Annotated in this window: 13 protein-coding genes, 1 tRNA gene and 1 pseudogene; 4 read left to right on the top strand and 11 right to left on the bottom strand. The window is 35.5% G+C overall.

Going from position 1 to position 17,129, the window contains the following annotated elements:
* Nucleotides 1–208 precede the first annotated feature (208 nt).
* A complete protein-coding gene (locus tag L3049_RS13460) occupies nucleotides 209–2,005 on the top strand; it encodes an AMP-dependent synthetase/ligase (RefSeq protein WP_275110334.1) in 1,797 nt (598 codons plus the stop codon).
* Between the two features lie 76 nt (nucleotides 2,006–2,081).
* Here L3049_RS13460 and L3049_RS13465 read toward each other — a convergent pair whose 3' ends face one another.
* The 5 genes and pseudogenes from L3049_RS13465 to L3049_RS13480 form a co-directional block, all read right to left on the bottom strand.
* Nucleotides 2,082–2,951 carry a class I SAM-dependent methyltransferase gene (locus L3049_RS13465; RefSeq protein ID WP_275110335.1) on the bottom strand — a complete coding sequence of 290 codons (870 nt, stop codon included), beginning with the start codon at nucleotides 2,949–2,951 and terminating at the stop codon, nucleotides 2,082–2,084.
* A gap of 23 nt (nucleotides 2,952–2,974) precedes the next feature.
* Nucleotides 2,975–3,682 carry an MgtC/SapB family protein gene (locus L3049_RS13470; RefSeq protein WP_275110336.1) on the bottom strand — a complete coding sequence of 236 codons (708 nt, stop codon included), beginning with the start codon at nucleotides 3,680–3,682 and terminating at the stop codon, nucleotides 2,975–2,977.
* 31 nt (nucleotides 3,683–3,713) lie between these two features.
* The gene (locus tag L3049_RS13475) at nucleotides 3,714–4,691 is read right to left on the bottom strand and encodes an NfeD family protein (RefSeq protein ID WP_483874630.1); all 978 of its coding nucleotides are present in this window, start codon (nucleotides 4,689–4,691) and stop codon (nucleotides 3,714–3,716) included.
* Nucleotides 4,665–5,060: pseudogene (locus L3049_RS21715) on the bottom strand (NfeD family protein); the annotation flags it as partial. The pseudogene L3049_RS21715 and the gene L3049_RS13475, both read right to left, overlap by 27 nt.
* A 139-nt stretch (nucleotides 5,061–5,199) precedes the next feature.
* A complete protein-coding gene (locus L3049_RS13480) occupies nucleotides 5,200–6,000 on the bottom strand; it encodes an EI24 domain-containing protein (RefSeq protein WP_275110338.1) in 801 nt (266 codons plus the stop codon).
* Between the two features lie 161 nt (nucleotides 6,001–6,161).
* On the opposite strand from L3049_RS13480, the gene purB reads away from it, so the two are divergent.
* Together purB and L3049_RS13490 are read left to right on the top strand one after the other, a co-directional pair.
* Nucleotides 6,162–7,499, top strand: a complete 1,338-nt coding sequence (purB, locus tag L3049_RS13485) for an adenylosuccinate lyase (protein ID WP_275110339.1) — start codon at nucleotides 6,162–6,164, stop codon at nucleotides 7,497–7,499.
* Nucleotides 7,500–7,618: 119 nt separating this feature from the next.
* The gene (locus L3049_RS13490) at nucleotides 7,619–9,442 is read left to right on the top strand and encodes an ABC transporter ATP-binding protein (protein ID WP_275110340.1); all 1,824 of its coding nucleotides are present in this window, start codon (nucleotides 7,619–7,621) and stop codon (nucleotides 9,440–9,442) included.
* Nucleotides 9,443–9,540: 98 nt separating this feature from the next.
* On the opposite strand, the gene L3049_RS13495 is transcribed toward L3049_RS13490, so the two are convergent.
* A tRNA-Trp gene (locus L3049_RS13495) sits at nucleotides 9,541–9,613 on the bottom strand.
* On the bottom strand, nucleotides 9,604–9,861 hold the full coding sequence (locus L3049_RS13500; protein ID WP_275110341.1) for a hypothetical protein: 258 nt from the start codon (nucleotides 9,859–9,861) through the stop codon (nucleotides 9,604–9,606). Before L3049_RS13500 ends, L3049_RS13495 begins: the two co-directional genes overlap by 10 nt.
* A gap of 60 nt (nucleotides 9,862–9,921) precedes the next feature.
* On the opposite strand from L3049_RS13500, the gene L3049_RS13505 reads away from it, so the two are divergent.
* Complete coding sequence (locus L3049_RS13505; protein WP_275110342.1) at nucleotides 9,922–10,362, top strand: (4Fe-4S)-binding protein; 441 nt, start codon at nucleotides 9,922–9,924, stop codon at nucleotides 10,360–10,362.
* Nucleotides 10,363–10,397: 35 nt separating this feature from the next.
* On the opposite strand, the gene L3049_RS13510 is transcribed toward L3049_RS13505, so the two are convergent.
* From L3049_RS13510 to L3049_RS13525, 4 genes are all read right to left on the bottom strand, one after another.
* Nucleotides 10,398–10,688 (bottom strand): HPF/RaiA family ribosome-associated protein, encoded by a 291-nt coding sequence (locus L3049_RS13510; RefSeq protein WP_275110343.1) that lies wholly within the window; start codon nucleotides 10,686–10,688, stop codon nucleotides 10,398–10,400.
* 360 nt (nucleotides 10,689–11,048) lie between these two features.
* Nucleotides 11,049–13,322 carry a beta-glucosidase BglX gene (bglX, locus tag L3049_RS13515; RefSeq protein ID WP_275110344.1) on the bottom strand — a complete coding sequence of 758 codons (2,274 nt, stop codon included), beginning with the start codon at nucleotides 13,320–13,322 and terminating at the stop codon, nucleotides 11,049–11,051.
* Nucleotides 13,323–13,350: 28 nt separating this feature from the next.
* The gene (locus L3049_RS13520; protein ID WP_275110345.1) at nucleotides 13,351–15,534 is read right to left on the bottom strand and encodes a beta-glucosidase; all 2,184 of its coding nucleotides are present in this window, start codon (nucleotides 15,532–15,534) and stop codon (nucleotides 13,351–13,353) included.
* A 48-nt stretch (nucleotides 15,535–15,582) separates the two neighbouring features.
* A complete protein-coding gene (locus L3049_RS13525) occupies nucleotides 15,583–17,043 on the bottom strand; it encodes a glycoside hydrolase family 30 protein (RefSeq protein ID WP_275110346.1) in 1,461 nt (486 codons plus the stop codon).
* Nucleotides 17,044–17,129 lie beyond the last annotated feature (86 nt).

Consider the following 17,129-nt stretch of genomic DNA (forward strand, 5'->3'; position numbering starts at 1 on the left):
TTAATCAGTTAAATAGCCGGAGCATTATTGTTTCCGGCTATTTTTATATAAACAATTGAAAGGTAACTAGTTTAGTCCTTTTTGAATTAGCTTTAATTCTTATTTTCATGATTTTTAAGACTTTAGCCTTTTGTCTTTGCTTGGCAAACGTTTTAATAGTTGAGAAACATCACTATATTTGCGGTAGTATTACAACTAAAAGACTTTTATGGAATATCAGCATTGGGGGAAATTAATTCGCAACCGTATTGAAAAATATACGGATGGAATTGCCATGCACTACAAGGATGAGAAGAGTGGCGAGTGGGTTGGTGTAAGCTGGACTGAATTCGGATTACAAATACGTCAAATATCAAAAGCTTTAATAAAGGTTGGTGTGGGAGAAAAGCAGATGGCTGCTATTTTTTCTCAAAACATGCCAGAATGGATTACTGCTGACCTTGCAATTATGTGTTTGCGAGGAGTTACTGTGCCAATATATCCTACAAATTCAGCAAAAGAAGCTGAATATATTGTAGAGGATTCTCAAGCACAAGTAATATTCGTTGGCGAGCAAGAGCAATACGATCGCACAATGGAATTTATTGATCGTGTGCCTCATGTAAAAATGGTGGTTGCTTTCGATAAGGATGTAGTCTTGTCTGATTTTGATCGTTCAATGCATTGGGATGAATTCCTTATTTTTGGGAAGAATTCTAAAATGGGGCCTGAGTTTGAAGACCGCTTTGAAAGAGCAGAATTGGATGATTTAGCGACTCTTATTTACACATCGGGAACTACCGGTGAACCTAAAGGTGTGATGATAGATCACAACAATATTACATCTGTTCTTCGATCTCATGATATTGAACTCGATTTAACTGATGATGAAGTGTCTTTGAGTTTTTTACCCTTAAGTCATGTTTATGAACGTGGCTGGACTTTTTTCTGTTTGCACAGAGGGTTTAAGATCTATTTTAATCGTGATCCAAAGCAGATTGGACCAACAATGAAAGAGGCCAGACCAACTATAATGTGTACGGTACCTCGTATCTATGAGAAAATATATTCGGCTATTCAGGATAAGAGTAAATCGGCATCTCCTCTTAAACAAAAGCTAATTAATTGGGCTATCCAAACAGGTGGAAAGTACAATAACGATTATCAATTAATTGAAAAAAAGATTCCTTTAGGATTGAAATTGAAGTTCAAGCTTGCTGACAAATTAGTTTTAAGCAAATTTCGTGATATTTTTGGGGGACGTATCAACTTTACCCCATGTGGAGGGGCCCCATTATCATCAGAAATTATTGCATTTTTCCATTCTGTGGGAATTAATGTGAAAATGGGCTATGGTTTAACGGAAACTATGGCGACTGTTTGTCTTTATGGCGATACGCATATTGATTTTAATACCACAGGAAAAACATTGAATGGTGTTGAAATTAAGATTGGAGCTAATGATGAAATCATGGTGAAAGGTCCTGGAGTGATGCGTGGTTACTATAAAAAGCCTGAAGAAACGGCTAAAGTAATGAAAGATGGCTGGTTTTGTACAGGTGACGCAGGCAAAATTGATGAGAATGGAAATCTGACAATCACAGATAGAATCAAGGATTTGATGAAGACCTCGGGAGGAAAATATGTTGCTCCTCAGAAGTTGGAAACAACCCTTGTAAATGACCAATTTATTGAGCAAGTTGCTGTAATTGGTGATTGTAAAAAGTATGTAACAGCATTAGCCGTTCCAGCCTTTGAACCTTTAGCACAATATGCGAAAAAGCACAATATTTCATTTGAATCGATTGAAGATTTAATTGCTAATTCGCAGATTGTTGAGTTCTTTGAAAAGCGATTTGAAGATATGCAAAAGGAATTTTCTCGATTCGAAAAGATTAAGAAATTTACGCTTCTACCTAAAGAGTTTTCTATGGAGGCCGGAGAAATAACTTCAACGCTTAAACTAAAGCGAAAAGTGATTCAAGAAAAGTATAAACATCTTATCGAAAAGATGTATAAGGACTAGATAAGCCCACCAGTTTATTTATACTAACTCCGATGGAATTAATTTTCTACCGGAGTTTTTTTTATCTGATTTGTTTTTAAGCTTTTTGTGCAATCATGCCGATCCACGGACTTTCTTTTTCGAAGGGTTTTCCTTGCAGGTTAGACCAATATTCTTTCACATTAAAACCAGACTCTTCCATCATGTTAATACATCTTTTTAGAGAAAAGTAATGTTTCCAAATATGATGAGTTCTAACTTCACCATTTGCTAATAGCATGGTGTATTTGTCTAGTCGAACTTTATCTTTTTTGTATTTAAAATGAGATTGTAATAACAAATGCTCTTCTTCACTCCAAAAGCCTTCGTCATCACTAATGTACCAAGATTGTTCTGCTTCTTCCTTTGAGAAAAAATACTTGGTAAACACATCGAAAACGATGAATCCACCTGGTTTTAATGCCTTGTGAACTTTATTGAGAAGTATTTTTCTGTCTTCATGAGATAAGACACATAAATCTCCATAAATAAGCGTAATTACATCAAATTCATTCTGATAATCTATTTTCAGATAATCTTGGCAAATGTATTTTATTCGATATTGAAATCCTTCTGCTTGTTCTTTGGCATAATCAATAGAACTTTGCGAAATATCAATACCAGTAACATCAAATCCTTGTCCGTAAAAATTCTCACTATACAAGCCAGGTCCACATCCTAAATCAAGCAACTTGCTATCTTCCGGAAGCTTTAGATATTCGCACAGCCAAAGTACCGACTGTAAAATGTCTTGATACTTTCGTGATCCCTGATCAGATTCATCATCAAGATGTGCATTTAAAAGATGCTCGGAGATATAAGGATCTTGCCAGAAGTTTCCATCATCTTTGGCAAATAAGGCTGGTTTTTGTGTAATTTTCTCAAGTTGAGCTAAGTCCAACAATCCTTCTGCTGATATCAATTTCATAATTGTGATGCGATTTTTTTGCTTTACAGAATTTGCTGCAATTTTACTCTTTTAATTCCTGAAATACTATTTAAATCTGAAGTCAAATCGGTCAACTTAACCTTTTCGGATATTTGCACGGTAAGGTAATAGCTAATTTTATCTTCCTCAAAGGAATGTTCTATGTCAATTGTTCTAACCGCTACTTTGTATTTGCCTAAAATAGGAAGGAAATCATCAGAATGAACCTTTTGTCCTTGTGTATAAATGTTTAATCTTTTAATGAATTTATTTGTGAATACTTTCTTTCCTAAAACATCAAGAACAACTAGAGCTATCAATAATATGGCCGTACCTATTATTGCTCCCATGTACATTCCAGCACCAATTGTTAATCCCAAAGCTGCAACTACCCAAATTGATGCCGCTGTAGTTAATCCTTTTACGTTTACGCCAAATTTCATAATAGCACCTGCGCCTAGAAATCCAATTCCAGAAACAACTTGTGCCGCTATTCTTGATGGATCTCCATTTTGAAATTCAGGAAAGGTTTGAGGTACAAAAATAGAAAGTAGCATGATTAAAGTAGAGCCCATACAAATTAAAATATGAGTTCGTAAACCAGCAGGCTGTTTGTGTTTTTCTCTTTCAACACCAACAATAAAACCAATAATAAAGCTTAAAGTCAACCTGAAAAAAATAGTTTCAGTGGTAATTTGTGTCTCAGATATTAATTGTAAAAAATAATCCATTCAATATTTTTTGTAGTAGGTGATTTTTTGTTTAAAGTTCTTCCTCTTCTTTTCGAATAACGTATACTTGCCCAGTTTCAAAGCGGATCACTTCAATTTCAGTATCCTTGTCAAGAAAACCATCTTCCGATTTTGCATCGTAGATTTGCTTATCTATTTCTACCTTTCCTGAAGGACGAAGTACACTTAATACAATTCCGGTTTTTCCAATTAATGTTTTTGCGTGCATTTCAACACCAACGTAGCCTTCTTCAGTATTTTCAACTGTATTTAGGGCTAAGTGTCCTAAGAATGAATTAGACGCGAACAGTTTTTTACTTAGGTATAAGGATCCTAAAATTGAAGTAAACATGGAGAATACAACCAACATGATTGCGCTAAGAAGTGCTCTAATATGACGTGGTTCAAAATCGAAAGCAACATTATCAACCAAGCTAAGTGTGAGGCCAGTTATAATAAGAGTAAGCCCTGAAATTCCAGCTACACCAAAGCCAGGAATGACAAATATCTCTACGGCTAGAAGTATAACTCCAATAGCAAACAATAGAATTTCCCAGTTTTCTGCCATTCCTTCCAAATAAAGAGGAGAGAAATAAAGAACGGCTGCTATTATCGAAGCTATCAAAGGAAATCCAATTCCTGGTGATTGCAATTCAAAATAGATGCCACCAATTAGAATCATGATGAGAATTCCTTGAAGAACAGGATTGATCATGAAATCTACCATTTCTTCAATTACCGTTGGTTCGTATTTTTTGAGGATGTATTCGCCAACACCAACTTTTTTTAATACTTCCTCTACGCTATTTGCAATGCCTTCGCAATAGCCATTTTTAATCGCTTCGTTTGGAGTGAAAGTCAGAACTTTACCTGTGTCAATAACGTTTTCAATATAAGTGCGGGGATCTACCATTGCTTCTGCTATAAGTGGATCTCTCTTCCATTTTACAATTGTGTCACCATTCTGAATCAAAGTGTCTTTCCCATGTGATTCTGCTGTGGCTCGCATAGTCGATCGCATATACGATTGATACTTGTCAGGCATGGCTTCACCCGTTTGGTTCACAACAGTAGCAGCACCTATATTTGCTCCGGTTCGCATATAAATGCCATCGCAAGCAATTGAAATAAGTGCCCCAGCTGATGCAGCATTATTATCGATATAGACATAAACAGGTTTTTCACTATTCAAAATAGCAGTTCTAATGGAATCTGCATGAACGACCATACCACCATAGGTATTCATATGAATCAGGAATATATCTGCGTTCCATTCTTCAGCTTCTTCGAAAGCATCTTTAGTTTGTCGCCAAACAGGAGGTCCGATATCTTGTTTTATATCAAATTTGTAAACCTTGAGTGGTGTCAATTGGAGCAATACTATCTTGTATTGGATTTGCAGTAAGATGCAAACTCATTAAAATGGTAATGCTTAAGAGGAGAAAGTTTCGAAGGCTGTTCATGTTATAATTGTATTTAATGGTTTGTCTATGTAAGTTACCAATTAAGTTCAAGTTTTACGACTTATTTGTATTGCTTATTTTTTTGTCGTCCCAAATTTCATTAACCGCCAATGTTCCTGCTACAACAGAAATAACAGCTGCAAAACTAGAAAAAGAAACACCGCAAAATGGTATAATCAAGCAAAGTGAAAATACAAAACCGTTTGCCATAACAATACCTTTGTTTTCTCTCATGAATTGCACGCTTTCTTTAATACTCATCTTTTTTCGTTCAAGAGAATAATCAAGAAAAGAGAATCCATAAAAATAGGCAGAGATAAAAAATAAAAATATTGCTCCAATCCAGCCAATAATAGGGATGAAACTTAAAATAAACATTAAAATGGTAAGGATTAATTCAATGGCTAAATTACGCACAGCAATAAAAACACCACGCATAATGTCTTTAACAAATTGTCTGAATTCAAAAGGGTAATCATTTCCTGTTTTAATTTTCTCTGTTCGTTCTGAGAGATAGGAAAAGACAGGAGACATAATGATGATGATGATGTATCCACCGAAATATGCGAATATCAGAAAGAAGAGTATTTTAAAAATAACCCAAATAAATCCACCAATAGTTGCTTTTAGGAAGGCAGAACCCCAAAAGTCGGCATTTTCTAAATCTAACCATCCTTCTAGGTAAGTTTGAGATTGTTGAGCCAAATCGCCAATATAATCCCATCCAACCCAAAATAATATAATGTTTAGAAGTATCGGAAAAAGGAAAAACCAAGCTAGTTTTTTTCTGAAAATATACTGTATTGCTTCTGTATAGGTTCGCAAACCAAAGCTAAAATCTTTAATGAATTTCATTGATTCTGTCTTAAGTTAAAATGAGTGACTTAACAAAAATAGCAATTATCTTAAATTTTGAATCTCATTTTAGAAATCTAATATCTTATTGCAGATAAAATTCAATGCTTTTTTTAACTTTGTACTTCTAAATAATCATTTTACAACTTAATATTTATAGAATGCACAGTTTAACAGCTATTTCGCCTATAGATGGACGTTACCGTAATAAGGTTGACGTATTGGGAGAGTATTTTTCGGAGTATGCACTTATCAGATACCGCGTATTGGTAGAGGTAGAATATTTCATTTCGCTTTGCGAGCACCCAGTTCCTCAGTTAGCCGATTTTGATAAAAACAATTTCGATGAACTACGCAGTTTATATCTTGACTTTACTGTTGAAGATGCACAGAAAGTTAAAGACATTGAGGCTGTAACCAATCACGATGTAAAGGCAGTTGAATACTTCATTAAAGAGAAATTCGACGCTCTAAACCTACAACAATATAAAGAATTCATCCACTTCGGATTGACTTCTCAAGATATTAACAACACAGCAACGCCTTATTCTTTAAGAGATGCGGTACACGATGTGTATTACCCGGTTTTGGAAGAATTAATTGCTAAGCTTGAGTCTTTGGCTAAAGACTGGGATGATATTGCTCTTCTTGCTCGTACTCACGGTCAGCCAGCTTCTCCAACTCGTTTGGGTAAAGAGGTGATGGTTTACGTTTACCGTTTAAGAACTCAACTTAACCTATTAAAGTCGGTTCCTTGTTCTGCTAAGTTTGGTGGTGCTACTGGTAACTTCAATGCTCACCATGTAGCTTACCCACAAATCGACTGGAAAGCTTTCGGTAATAAATTTGTAAACGAGTCGTTAAAGCTTGAGCGTGAAGAATACACAACTCAGATTTCGAATTACGATAATATGGGTGCGATCTTCGATAATTTCAAGCGCATCAACACGATCTTGATTGATATGAACCGTGATTTCTGGCAATATGTGTCAATGAATTACTTCAAGCAAAAAATTAAGAAAGGTGAAGTTGGATCTTCGGCTATGCCTCATAAAGTGAACCCTATCGACTTCGAAAACTCAGAAGGTAACCTTGGTTTAGCTAACGCAACTTATGAGCATTTATCAGCAAAACTACCTATCTCTCGTTTACAGCGTGATCTTACTGACTCTACTGTATTGAGAAATATTGGTGTTCCTTTTGCTCACTCAATCATTGCATTTAAATCGACATTGAAAGGTTTAGATAAATTGATTATCTCAACTGATGCTTTCGAATCAGATTTAGAAGATAACTGGGCAGTTGTAGCTGAAGCCATTCAGACAATTTTACGTAGAGAAGCTTATCCAAATCCATATGAGGCATTGAAAGCTTTAACTCGTACAAACACAACCGTAACTCAGAATAGTATTGCTGAGTTTATCGATACGCTTGAGATTTCGGACAGCCTTAAAGCTGAGTTGAAAACTATTACTCCTAGCAATTATACCGGAATCTAAGATATTAATTATTGTTAATGCCTTGTAAATAGGCTGTAAGAGTTGTACTTTTACAGCCTATTTTTTATACAGCTTATCGGTATTTCGATATACTTTTATTTCACAGATTAAATTTTTTAATGAAAGATTTCATTCAGATATTAAAGCGATTCCTTCCTCCTTACAAGAGTGATTTAATCATGAGTTTTGTGTATAACTTGCTTGCAGCTGTTTTTGGCGTATTCTCTTTTGCTATGATGCAACCTGTTTTAGAGATTTTATTCAATATTGCAGAGCCAGCAGAAAAACTTGTACCATGGGAATTCACATTAGAGTCAGTCAAAACTAATTTTTACTATTACACTTCACAAGTAAAGTTAGAATATGGTGATGATTCGGCTCTTATTTTTGTTGGTATTTTTCTAATAATAGCCGTATTCCTAAAAGTTGGTTTTACCTATTTGGGCTCATATCACACCGTAGGTTTAAGAAATGGTGTGGTTCGGGATATGAGAAATCTAATTTATGATAAAATTGTAAACCTGCCAATCCCTTTCTTTACTGAAGAAAAAAAAGGTGATATTATTGCTCGCTCAACAGGTGATGTTCAGGAAGTAGAAAACTCTGTAATGAACTCATTGGATATGTTCATTAAAAATCCAGTAATAATCATTGTATCTCTATCGGCAATGATCATCATGAGTCCTCAGTTAACACTTTTCTCTTTCATTCTGCTACCTATAGCTGGTTTTATTATTGGTCGCATTGGTCGTAGCTTAAAGAAAACATCTCGTTTGGGTCAAAATAAAATGGGTGATCTTTTGTCTACCATCGAGGAAACATTATCAGGTCTAAGAATCATTAAGGCTTTTACGGCTGAAGAAAAAGTTCAAGATAAATTTGAAGCTGAAAATAATGATTACAGAAGAATAATGAACAGCTTGATGAGAAGAAGAGTTCTTGCTCATCCTGTTAGTGAATTTCTAGGAACAATAGTTATAGTCATTGTTCTATGGTATGGAGGTAAACTAATATTAAATGGAGAAGGTAATTTGAATGGCGCAAGCTTTATGGTATACCTAGTCTTATTTTATTCGATCATAAATCCTGCAAAAGCTTTCTCTAAAGCATTCTTTAGCATTCAAAAAGGATTGGCTGCTATGGAACGTATCGACCAGATACTAGATGCTGAGTCAACAATCGTTGATAAAGAAAGTGCAAAGTCGGTTGATACATTCGAAAAGTCGATTGAATACAGAAACGTTGCTTTCTCATACAATGGCGAGAAGCAAGTTCTTAAAAATATTAACCTTGAAATTCCAAAAGGGAAAACTGTTGCTTTGGTTGGTCAATCGGGGTCCGGCAAAACAACTTTTGTTGATCTATTACCTCGTTTTTACGATGTGATTGAAGGTGGTATTTTTGTTGATGGTGAGGATATTCGTGATTGCAAGATTACTGATATGCGTAACCTAATGGGTAATGTGAACCAAGAGTCAATCTTATTCAATGACACCATTTTCAATAATATTGCTTTTGGTGTTGAGAATGCTACACTAGAAGAGGTTGAAGCGGCAGCAAAAATTGCCAATGCTCACGACTTTATCACAGCAACTGAGGATGGCTACCATACCAATATTGGTGACCGTGGAGGTAAGCTTTCCGGTGGTCAACGTCAGCGTTTGAGTATTGCCCGTGCTGTCCTTAAGAATCCTCCAATTATGATTCTTGATGAAGCTACTTCTGCCCTTGATACAGAATCAGAACGTTTAGTTCAGGATGCTTTGGATAAGCTAATGCAAAACAGAACTTCAGTTGTAATTGCTCACCGTTTATCAACGGTTAAGAATGCTGATTTAATCTGTGTTTTCCACGAAGGTGAGATTGTTGAACGTGGTCAGCATGATGAATTGATAGAAAAAGATGGAGCTTATAAGAAATTGTATGACATGCAGCTCTTGTAAATTTCGATAAGATATTTTTTTGGAAAGATGAACTGGTATACTGGTTCATCTTTTTTTGTGACATAAAAAAAACCTTTCGAAAGAATCGAAAGGTTTTGCACGGGTGGAGAGACTCGAACTCCCGACACCTGGTTTTGGAGACCAGTGCTCTGCCAACTGAGCTACACCCGTATTTTTATTTTGTGATCTGCCTCCCGATAGCTATCGGGATGAGCTACACCCGTATTTTTTAAACAAACCAGAAGAGCTTTTCTGGAAAAGTCTGCGACAAAAGTAGAATATTTTTTTTCATGTGCAAACTCTTTTTTCGGTTCATAATTTAATTTTTCAAATTCAAAGTTTTCTTGATTTTGCACGGGTTTCAGAATGAGATGATTGCCTTGATGAAAACATTTTTTAATTTTTAAAATTATTTTCACAAAATCAGTAAAATGTGGTAAATTAATAGGAGAACTTTTAATATATGAAAAACTTGTCCTATGAAGAAAGCAAAAAAAGAATATTCAAATGGAGTGGTTACGGTTGTTTACGAACCAGATTTATGTATTCATTCTGGAGTTTGTTTTAAAGGATTGCCTGATGTTTTTCAACCAGGAACGCGGCCTTGGGTAAAAGCGAAAGGGGCAAGTACCGATGAAATTATTATGCAAATACAGAAATGTCCGTCCAGAGCTCTATCATTTTATATGAATAGTGGTGATGAGAATGAAGAGAAAGGTCCTATAAAAGCGATTGAAACAGGACAAAAAGTAGAAGTTTTTAAAGATGGTCCAATGATGATGGAAGGTCCAATCACTTTAATTGGATCGGATGGACATCGAGAAGTCCTTGGGAATTCTTGCTATTTTTGCAGGTGTGGAGCTTCGAAAAACAAACCATTCTGTGATGGTTCGCACAAGGATATAAAATTTAAGGAATAAAAAAAGGGCTCGATTTGAGCCCTTTTTTCTGTAGATTATTTCGTTTTAATTTCTTTATATTTTATGATTTGTGTTCTTAAAGCTTCCGAAACCAAATCTGCAGCTTCTTCAAATGTTTTGCTTTTCTTTTTTGCAAATAGTTCACTTCCAGGAACATTCATTTTTACTTCAACAACTTTATTATCTTTTGTACTTGATTTGTCAATATTAAGTATTACATCATAACCTGTAATTGTACTATCTAATTTTTCAAGTTTTTTTAATTTTTGGTTGATAAAAGCCTCTAGTTTACTATCTGCTTTAAATCCTACGGATTGCATTTTCATGTTCATCACAATTCCTCCTATATTTAATATGCATTAAATTGCATAAGTTAATATTCTGTTAAATATAAACCGGTTCTTTCTACTCGCGCGCTTTTGGCCTTGCAAAGCCATAAATGATTAATCTTTCTACCTTGAAAATAAGCAAAAAATCTAAGCTTAGGAAATGAAAAAGGTGAATTTAAATGACTTTAACATATTTTATTTTTCAAGAGGTTCAGGATTAGGGAAATAAAATTTAAAGAAAATTAATCTTTTATTAATGTTTAATCGGAATTGTAATGTCAGAGAGGAGAGAGATAAAAAAATGGCGGAAAACAAAGTCGTTTTCCACCATTTTTAGCACATAACTAATCTATCTAACTATTCTTTTAAGGTAAAACTGATTTTTTGTACCTCAACAGAATTTTTTCCCACAAATATGTGATAAGTTCCAGATTCAATTAAAAATTCACCATCAGGAGAATAATACCCTAAATCAGATGGGTTTAATGAAAAGCTTATTTGTTTGCTGTCACCTTTCTTAAGCAGAACCTTTTTGTAAGCTCTAAGTTCTTTAACCGGGCGAGCATATTTAGCCTTGGGATCTTGAATGTATAATTGTACAATTTCTTCGCCATCGAATTTTCCTGAATTGGTAATAGAAAGCTTTACTTCGATTGAATCATTTTTTGTGATCCTTGCTTTGTTGCATGTAAGTTCTCCATATTCAAAATTTGTATAGCTCAAACCATATCCGAAAGGATATAAAGGTGTATTTGGAGAATCGGTATAGTGCGACCAAAATACATTATTAGTAGAAGTCGGTCTGCCAGTGTTCATGTAATTGTAATAAATAGGGCACTGTCCAACATTTCTGGGAAATGACATGGTTAATTTACCAGATGGATTGTAATCTCCAAACAAAACATCTGCAATAGCATTTCCTGCTTCCGATCCAGCAAACCAAGTTTCCAAAATCGCAGGTGCTTTTTCAGATAATTCAGGAATAGCCAATGGACGTCCATTCATCAGAACTGCAACAATATTTTCATTTACCTTAAGAACAGCATTAAACAGTGCCATTTGTTCTCCTTTTAATGTAATATTGGTTTGACTTCTTCCTTCCCCTGATTGAAAGCAATCTTCGCCAATTGCCATGATTACAACTTCAGATTTCTGTGCTGCTTTAATAGCTTCAGAAAACTTAGAATTGTTATCCTTCTTAAAGGTTAGTTCTTGTCTGAAATTTCGATCTCCTGTTGTTAGATCGCAACCTTTTGCATAATTAATTTTTGTTTTTGCTGATACACTTGCTTGAATGCCTTCCAAAAGAGAAACTGCCGAGTTTTTGATTGCTTTGGCTCTCCAGCTTCCCAAAGGAATATCCTTACTATTTGCCATTGGCCCAATAAGGGCAATCGACTTTACTTGTTTGGATAAGGGTAGGAGTTGTTCTTTGTTTTTAAGAAGTACCATTGAGTGACGAGCAACTTTCCGAGCAATTGATCTATTTTCTTCGCTATAAATTTCTATTTTCTCTCGTTCAATATTTGAGTATTGATAAGGATCTTCGAACAAACCGAGTTGGTATTTAATTTTTAAAATGCGTTTTGCGGCATCATCAATTAAACTTTCATCAACTTTTCCTTCTTCAACAAGTTCTTTGAGGTGCTTTATGTAGCCATTAGACTCCATATCCATATCGCTACCAGCATTTATGGCAAGAGAAGTTGCTTCCTTTAGGTTTTCAGCTGCACCATGAATCGAAATTTCTTTAAGGCTTGCCCAATCAGAAACAACAAACCCTTTAAAATTCCATTGCTCTTTGAGTAAGGTGCGCTGTAAATATTCATTTGCTGTACAAGGGGTTCCATTGATAATATTAAATGAATTCATAAAAGTAGCAACACCTGCATTGGCTGCCGCTTTGAAAGGAGGTAAAACAATATTGTGAAGCGTATAAGGGCTTATTTCTACCGTATTGTAATCTCTACCAGATTCTGAGAATGCATAGCCAGCAAAGTGTTTAGCACAAGCAGCAATGGTATTTTTTGCAGCTAAATCCTCTCCTTGAAAACCTTTAATGCGAGCTACAGATAAAACGCTTGCTAAATACGGATCTTCACCACAACCTTCCATAACTCTTCCCCAGCGCGCATCTCTACCTACATCCATCATGGGTGCAAAAGTCCAATGCAGACCTGCGGCAGAAGCTTCTTTTGCGGCTACTTGGGCTGATAGTCTAACAATCTCTGTATCCCAAGATGAGGCTTCAGCTAAAGGAATGGGAAACATGGTTTGGTAACCGTGAATGACATCGTAACCAAAGATTAAGGGAATGCCTAAACGGCTATTTTTAATGGCTAATTCTTGAGCTTTACGAGTTGCATCTGCACCTGTTACATTTAGCATCGACCCAACGTCACCATTCTTTATTTGCTCTAGTCGATTTTGCGATTCACTATTTTGTGGAGCAGGTCCTGTCATTTCCCAATGACTGGTATATTGATTTAATTGCCCTATTTTCTCAGAAAGGGTCATGTCATCCAGAAGTTTAGATACAAATTTATCTTCTTCGGATAAGTTGCTTTTCTCTTTATTACACGATGAAAGTATAAGTAGTGAGAGTATTATGAGGTATATTGTTTTTGTCATTTTAGTGACTTTTTTATGGCGTTTGATCTTAGTTAACTTCAATTGATATTGTTTTCTCAATGTCTCGTGAAGACACACCTACCATTAGCTTAAAATTACCTTTCTCCAAATTCCAATCCATAATTGAATCATCAAAGAAAGCAAGATCTTTAGTTGGTATTATTAGGGTAATTGTTTTTGTTTCTCCCGGATTTAAGTTCACTTTTTTAAATGCCTTTAATTCTTTTAGAGGTCGTAAAACAGAAGCTTTGACATCATTTGCATATACTTGAATGACTTCGTTTCCTTTTATTTTACCTGTGTTTCGAATTTTACAAGAGACGGTAATAGAATCTTCTTTACCATAAGAACGCTTGTCGGATTTCACATTCAATATTTCAAAAGAAGTGTAAGACAATCCGAAACCAAAAGCATAGAGAGGTTTTATTTTTTTTGTGTCGTGCCAACGGTAACCAACCAATATATCTTCCTTGTATTCTTGATTTGTACCATCGCCAGGGTAAGAGAATTCGTCAAATGCATGTGCAGCATTATCTTCCAGTTTTACAGGGAAAGAAAATGGCAGTTTGCCAGATGGGTTTACATCTCCAGAAAGTATATCAGCAATTGCATTTCCAGCTTCGCTACCCAAATACCAAGTTTGTACAACAGCTTTTACTTTTGAAAGCCAAGGCATTTCAACAGCATTTCCACTTACCAGAAGAACAGCTGTGTTTTTATTTACCGCTATTATTTTATTCAGTAAATCATCTTGTCCGAAAGGCAATGAAAAATGTTTACGGTCATCTCCTTCACAATCCTGATGATGGTTTTTGTTTAAACCGCCCACGAAAAGAACGATATCTGCTTTAGCTGCCACTTTTATTGCTTCGACTTGTAATGAATCGGCGTTTAATTTTGATTCTACAACACGACCATAAACTGACGGTCCAGAAGCATATCCCATTGCATGCAAAATTTTTGCATTTTTGAATCGTTTCTGAATTCCCTCCAAAGGTGAAATTTCATGAATGGTTTTTAATTCTGAAGAACCTCCACCAATTGTCATCATTTTAGTAGCATTTTCACCAATTACTGCTATGGTTTGTACCTTTTCGGGATCAATAGGGAAGGTATTATTTTCATTTTTAAGCAGTACAATTCCTTCCTGTGCAATTTCACGAGCTACATTAAAATGTTCCTGACTATTCATACTGCCAAACGGACGAGATTTGTCCATATTTGTTCTGAACATTAAACGAAGAATACGGCTTACCTTTTCATCAATAACCGATTCATCAATTTCTCCTGATTCAACCATTTTACGCAAAGGATGAGCCATGAAATAGTTGTCGTAAGCGTTTTTTAATGAGCTTGTTAACCCATCGGTCCCTGTTCCCATTTCGATATCTAAGCCATAAAGAGCAGCTTGCTTGGTGTCATGAGTAGCTCCCCAGTCGGTAACCAAAATACCATCGAAAGCCCAATCTCCTTTTAATATTTTATTAACTAATAGTTCATTGTGACAACAATACTGTCCTCTGAATTGATTGTAGGCTCCCATTATACTCCACACTTTGCCTTCCTGAACAGCAGCTTTAAATGCTGGCAAGTAAATTTCGTATAAGGCTCTATCGCTTAATTCAACATTAATATGATCTCTCCAGTGTTCCTGATTGTTTAAAACATAGTGCTTAACGCAAGCCGCGACTCCGTTTTCCTGTACTCCATGAATGTAAGGAACCACCATTTTGGAAGCTAGATATGGATCTTCTCCCATATATTCAAAATTTCTTCCATTAAGGGGAGTTCTGTAAATATTAACACCAGGACCAAGGAGGATGTCTTTCTTGCGATATCTAGCTTCTTCTCCAATTGCTTTTCCGTATTTGTAGGATAATTCGGTATTAAAGGTGGCCGCCAAACAAGTTAAGGCAGGAAATGCAGTACAAGAATCATTTGTCCAACCAGCATGATTCCAACTATCCCAATCTATTTCAGCTCGTACACCATGTGGTCCGTCAGACATCCAAAGTTCTGGTATTCCCAAACGAGCTACTCCTTTTGAGCTAAACTTAGACTGTGCATGACACATGTCCAACTTTTCTTTCAAGGTGAGTTGTTTTATAATATTTTCAATTTTACTGTCCATTGATTGTGAGCTGTTTTGGGCAAAAATTTGATTCGAACTGATTAGGGTAAATAAGAAAAATGTAAATAGTAATTTATTCATGTAATGTGAGTTATATGGTTTTGAATGGTTGGTGGGTTTATTGAATTTTTAGTATCTGATCGTTTGTATTGCTCTTGCTGGAATATTTATGCTTACAGCTTGATTGGCTCCAACATAAAGCTGGTAATTTATTGATTCTTCTGATTGATTCATAACAACTGTAGCAATTTTTCCATCTTCATTTACAAAGGATGTGCTTTCTAAAAAACTAACACTTGAAACCGTACTTATTCTTTTGGCTCCTGGGCGGATAAATTTTGAGAAATGTCCCAAGTAGTAATAAGATGGTGTATAAATTATGCTGTCTGTTTTAGTGTCGGCATGAATAGGAGAGAAGCATAAATTTCCAACATGATTTGGTCCTCCCGTTTCATCCAATAGAATATTCCAATCGGTCCATCCAACGGTTCCTCGGTTAAAGTCATTAATCATTGAACGACCGTATCGTTCGGCATTAGGCCAATATTGATATTTAGCAGGATTGAAACTTTCGTTACAACCTTCAGTGAATAGTAATTTCTTGTCAGGATAAGCTTCCTGTATTTTTTGCAAATTATCGAACATTGGTTCTCCACCTCGCCAGGTTTCATACCAGTGGAAACCTGTTCCCCATGCATATTTAGATGCTTCTGCATCATCAAAAATAGTATTTGCCCTGTGGGTAATTAAATCTCTGTTGTGATCCCAAACCACAATGTTTTTATCTCCAAGTCCTTCTTTTTCTAATATCGGACCCAAATGATTTTTAAGAAAATCTCTTTCTTCTTCGGCTGTGTAAATACAAGATTCCCAGCGTTGAACGGCCATTGGTTCATTCTGAATTGTTACACCCCAAACAGGAATGCCTTCCTTTTCGTATGCTTTGATGAATTTAGCGTAGTATTTTGCCCAAATATCATAGTATTCAGGTAATAGTTTTCCACCTTGAAGCATGTTTTTATTATCCTTCATAAATGCAGGAGGACTCCATGGGCTAGCATAAAATAGCATTGATCCTCCAGCTTTTTTAATTGCTCGTTTGATCATTGGCAAACGAAACTGTCTGTCATGTTCTATTGAGAAGGTTTTTAATTCTTTGTCTCCTTCTTGGATATATGTGAAGCTGCCACTACTAAAATCGCAGCTGTGAATAGACGTGCGTAGTAAGGTATAAGCAATACCTTCTTTGCCATAATAGGCAGAAATTAATTCTTCTTGTTTTTCTTTTGAAAGTTTTGCGAATACTTCAGCAGAAGCATCAGTTATCGCTCCACCAATTCCTATGAATGTTTGAAATGTGTTGTTTGGATTAACGAATATGGAATTTTCGGTTTCCAGAGCTTGTTTTGTATTCTTGAATTGAGCCTGTGCGGTTTGTGTTAATCTAAGATCTGTATCCTTAGCAGTAGTAATCACTGTTACGGTTTTTCCTTCTGCACTAAACTCAATACTAGAGTTTGTATTTTCTTTCTTATTTGGCTGCGAACATGCTATAAAAGCAAATGCAATAACCGGGATGAATCTTTTCATAGTTTTGATTTTCTATATTCTAATGAATTTGGAAAAGACTACCCTGAATAAGGGTAGTCTTTTTTTATGATTCAAATTTCAATATA

The sequence above is a fragment of the Labilibaculum sp. DW002 genome, from assembly GCF_029029525.1.
Classification (GTDB): domain Bacteria; phylum Bacteroidota; class Bacteroidia; order Bacteroidales; family Marinifilaceae; genus Paralabilibaculum; species Paralabilibaculum antarcticum.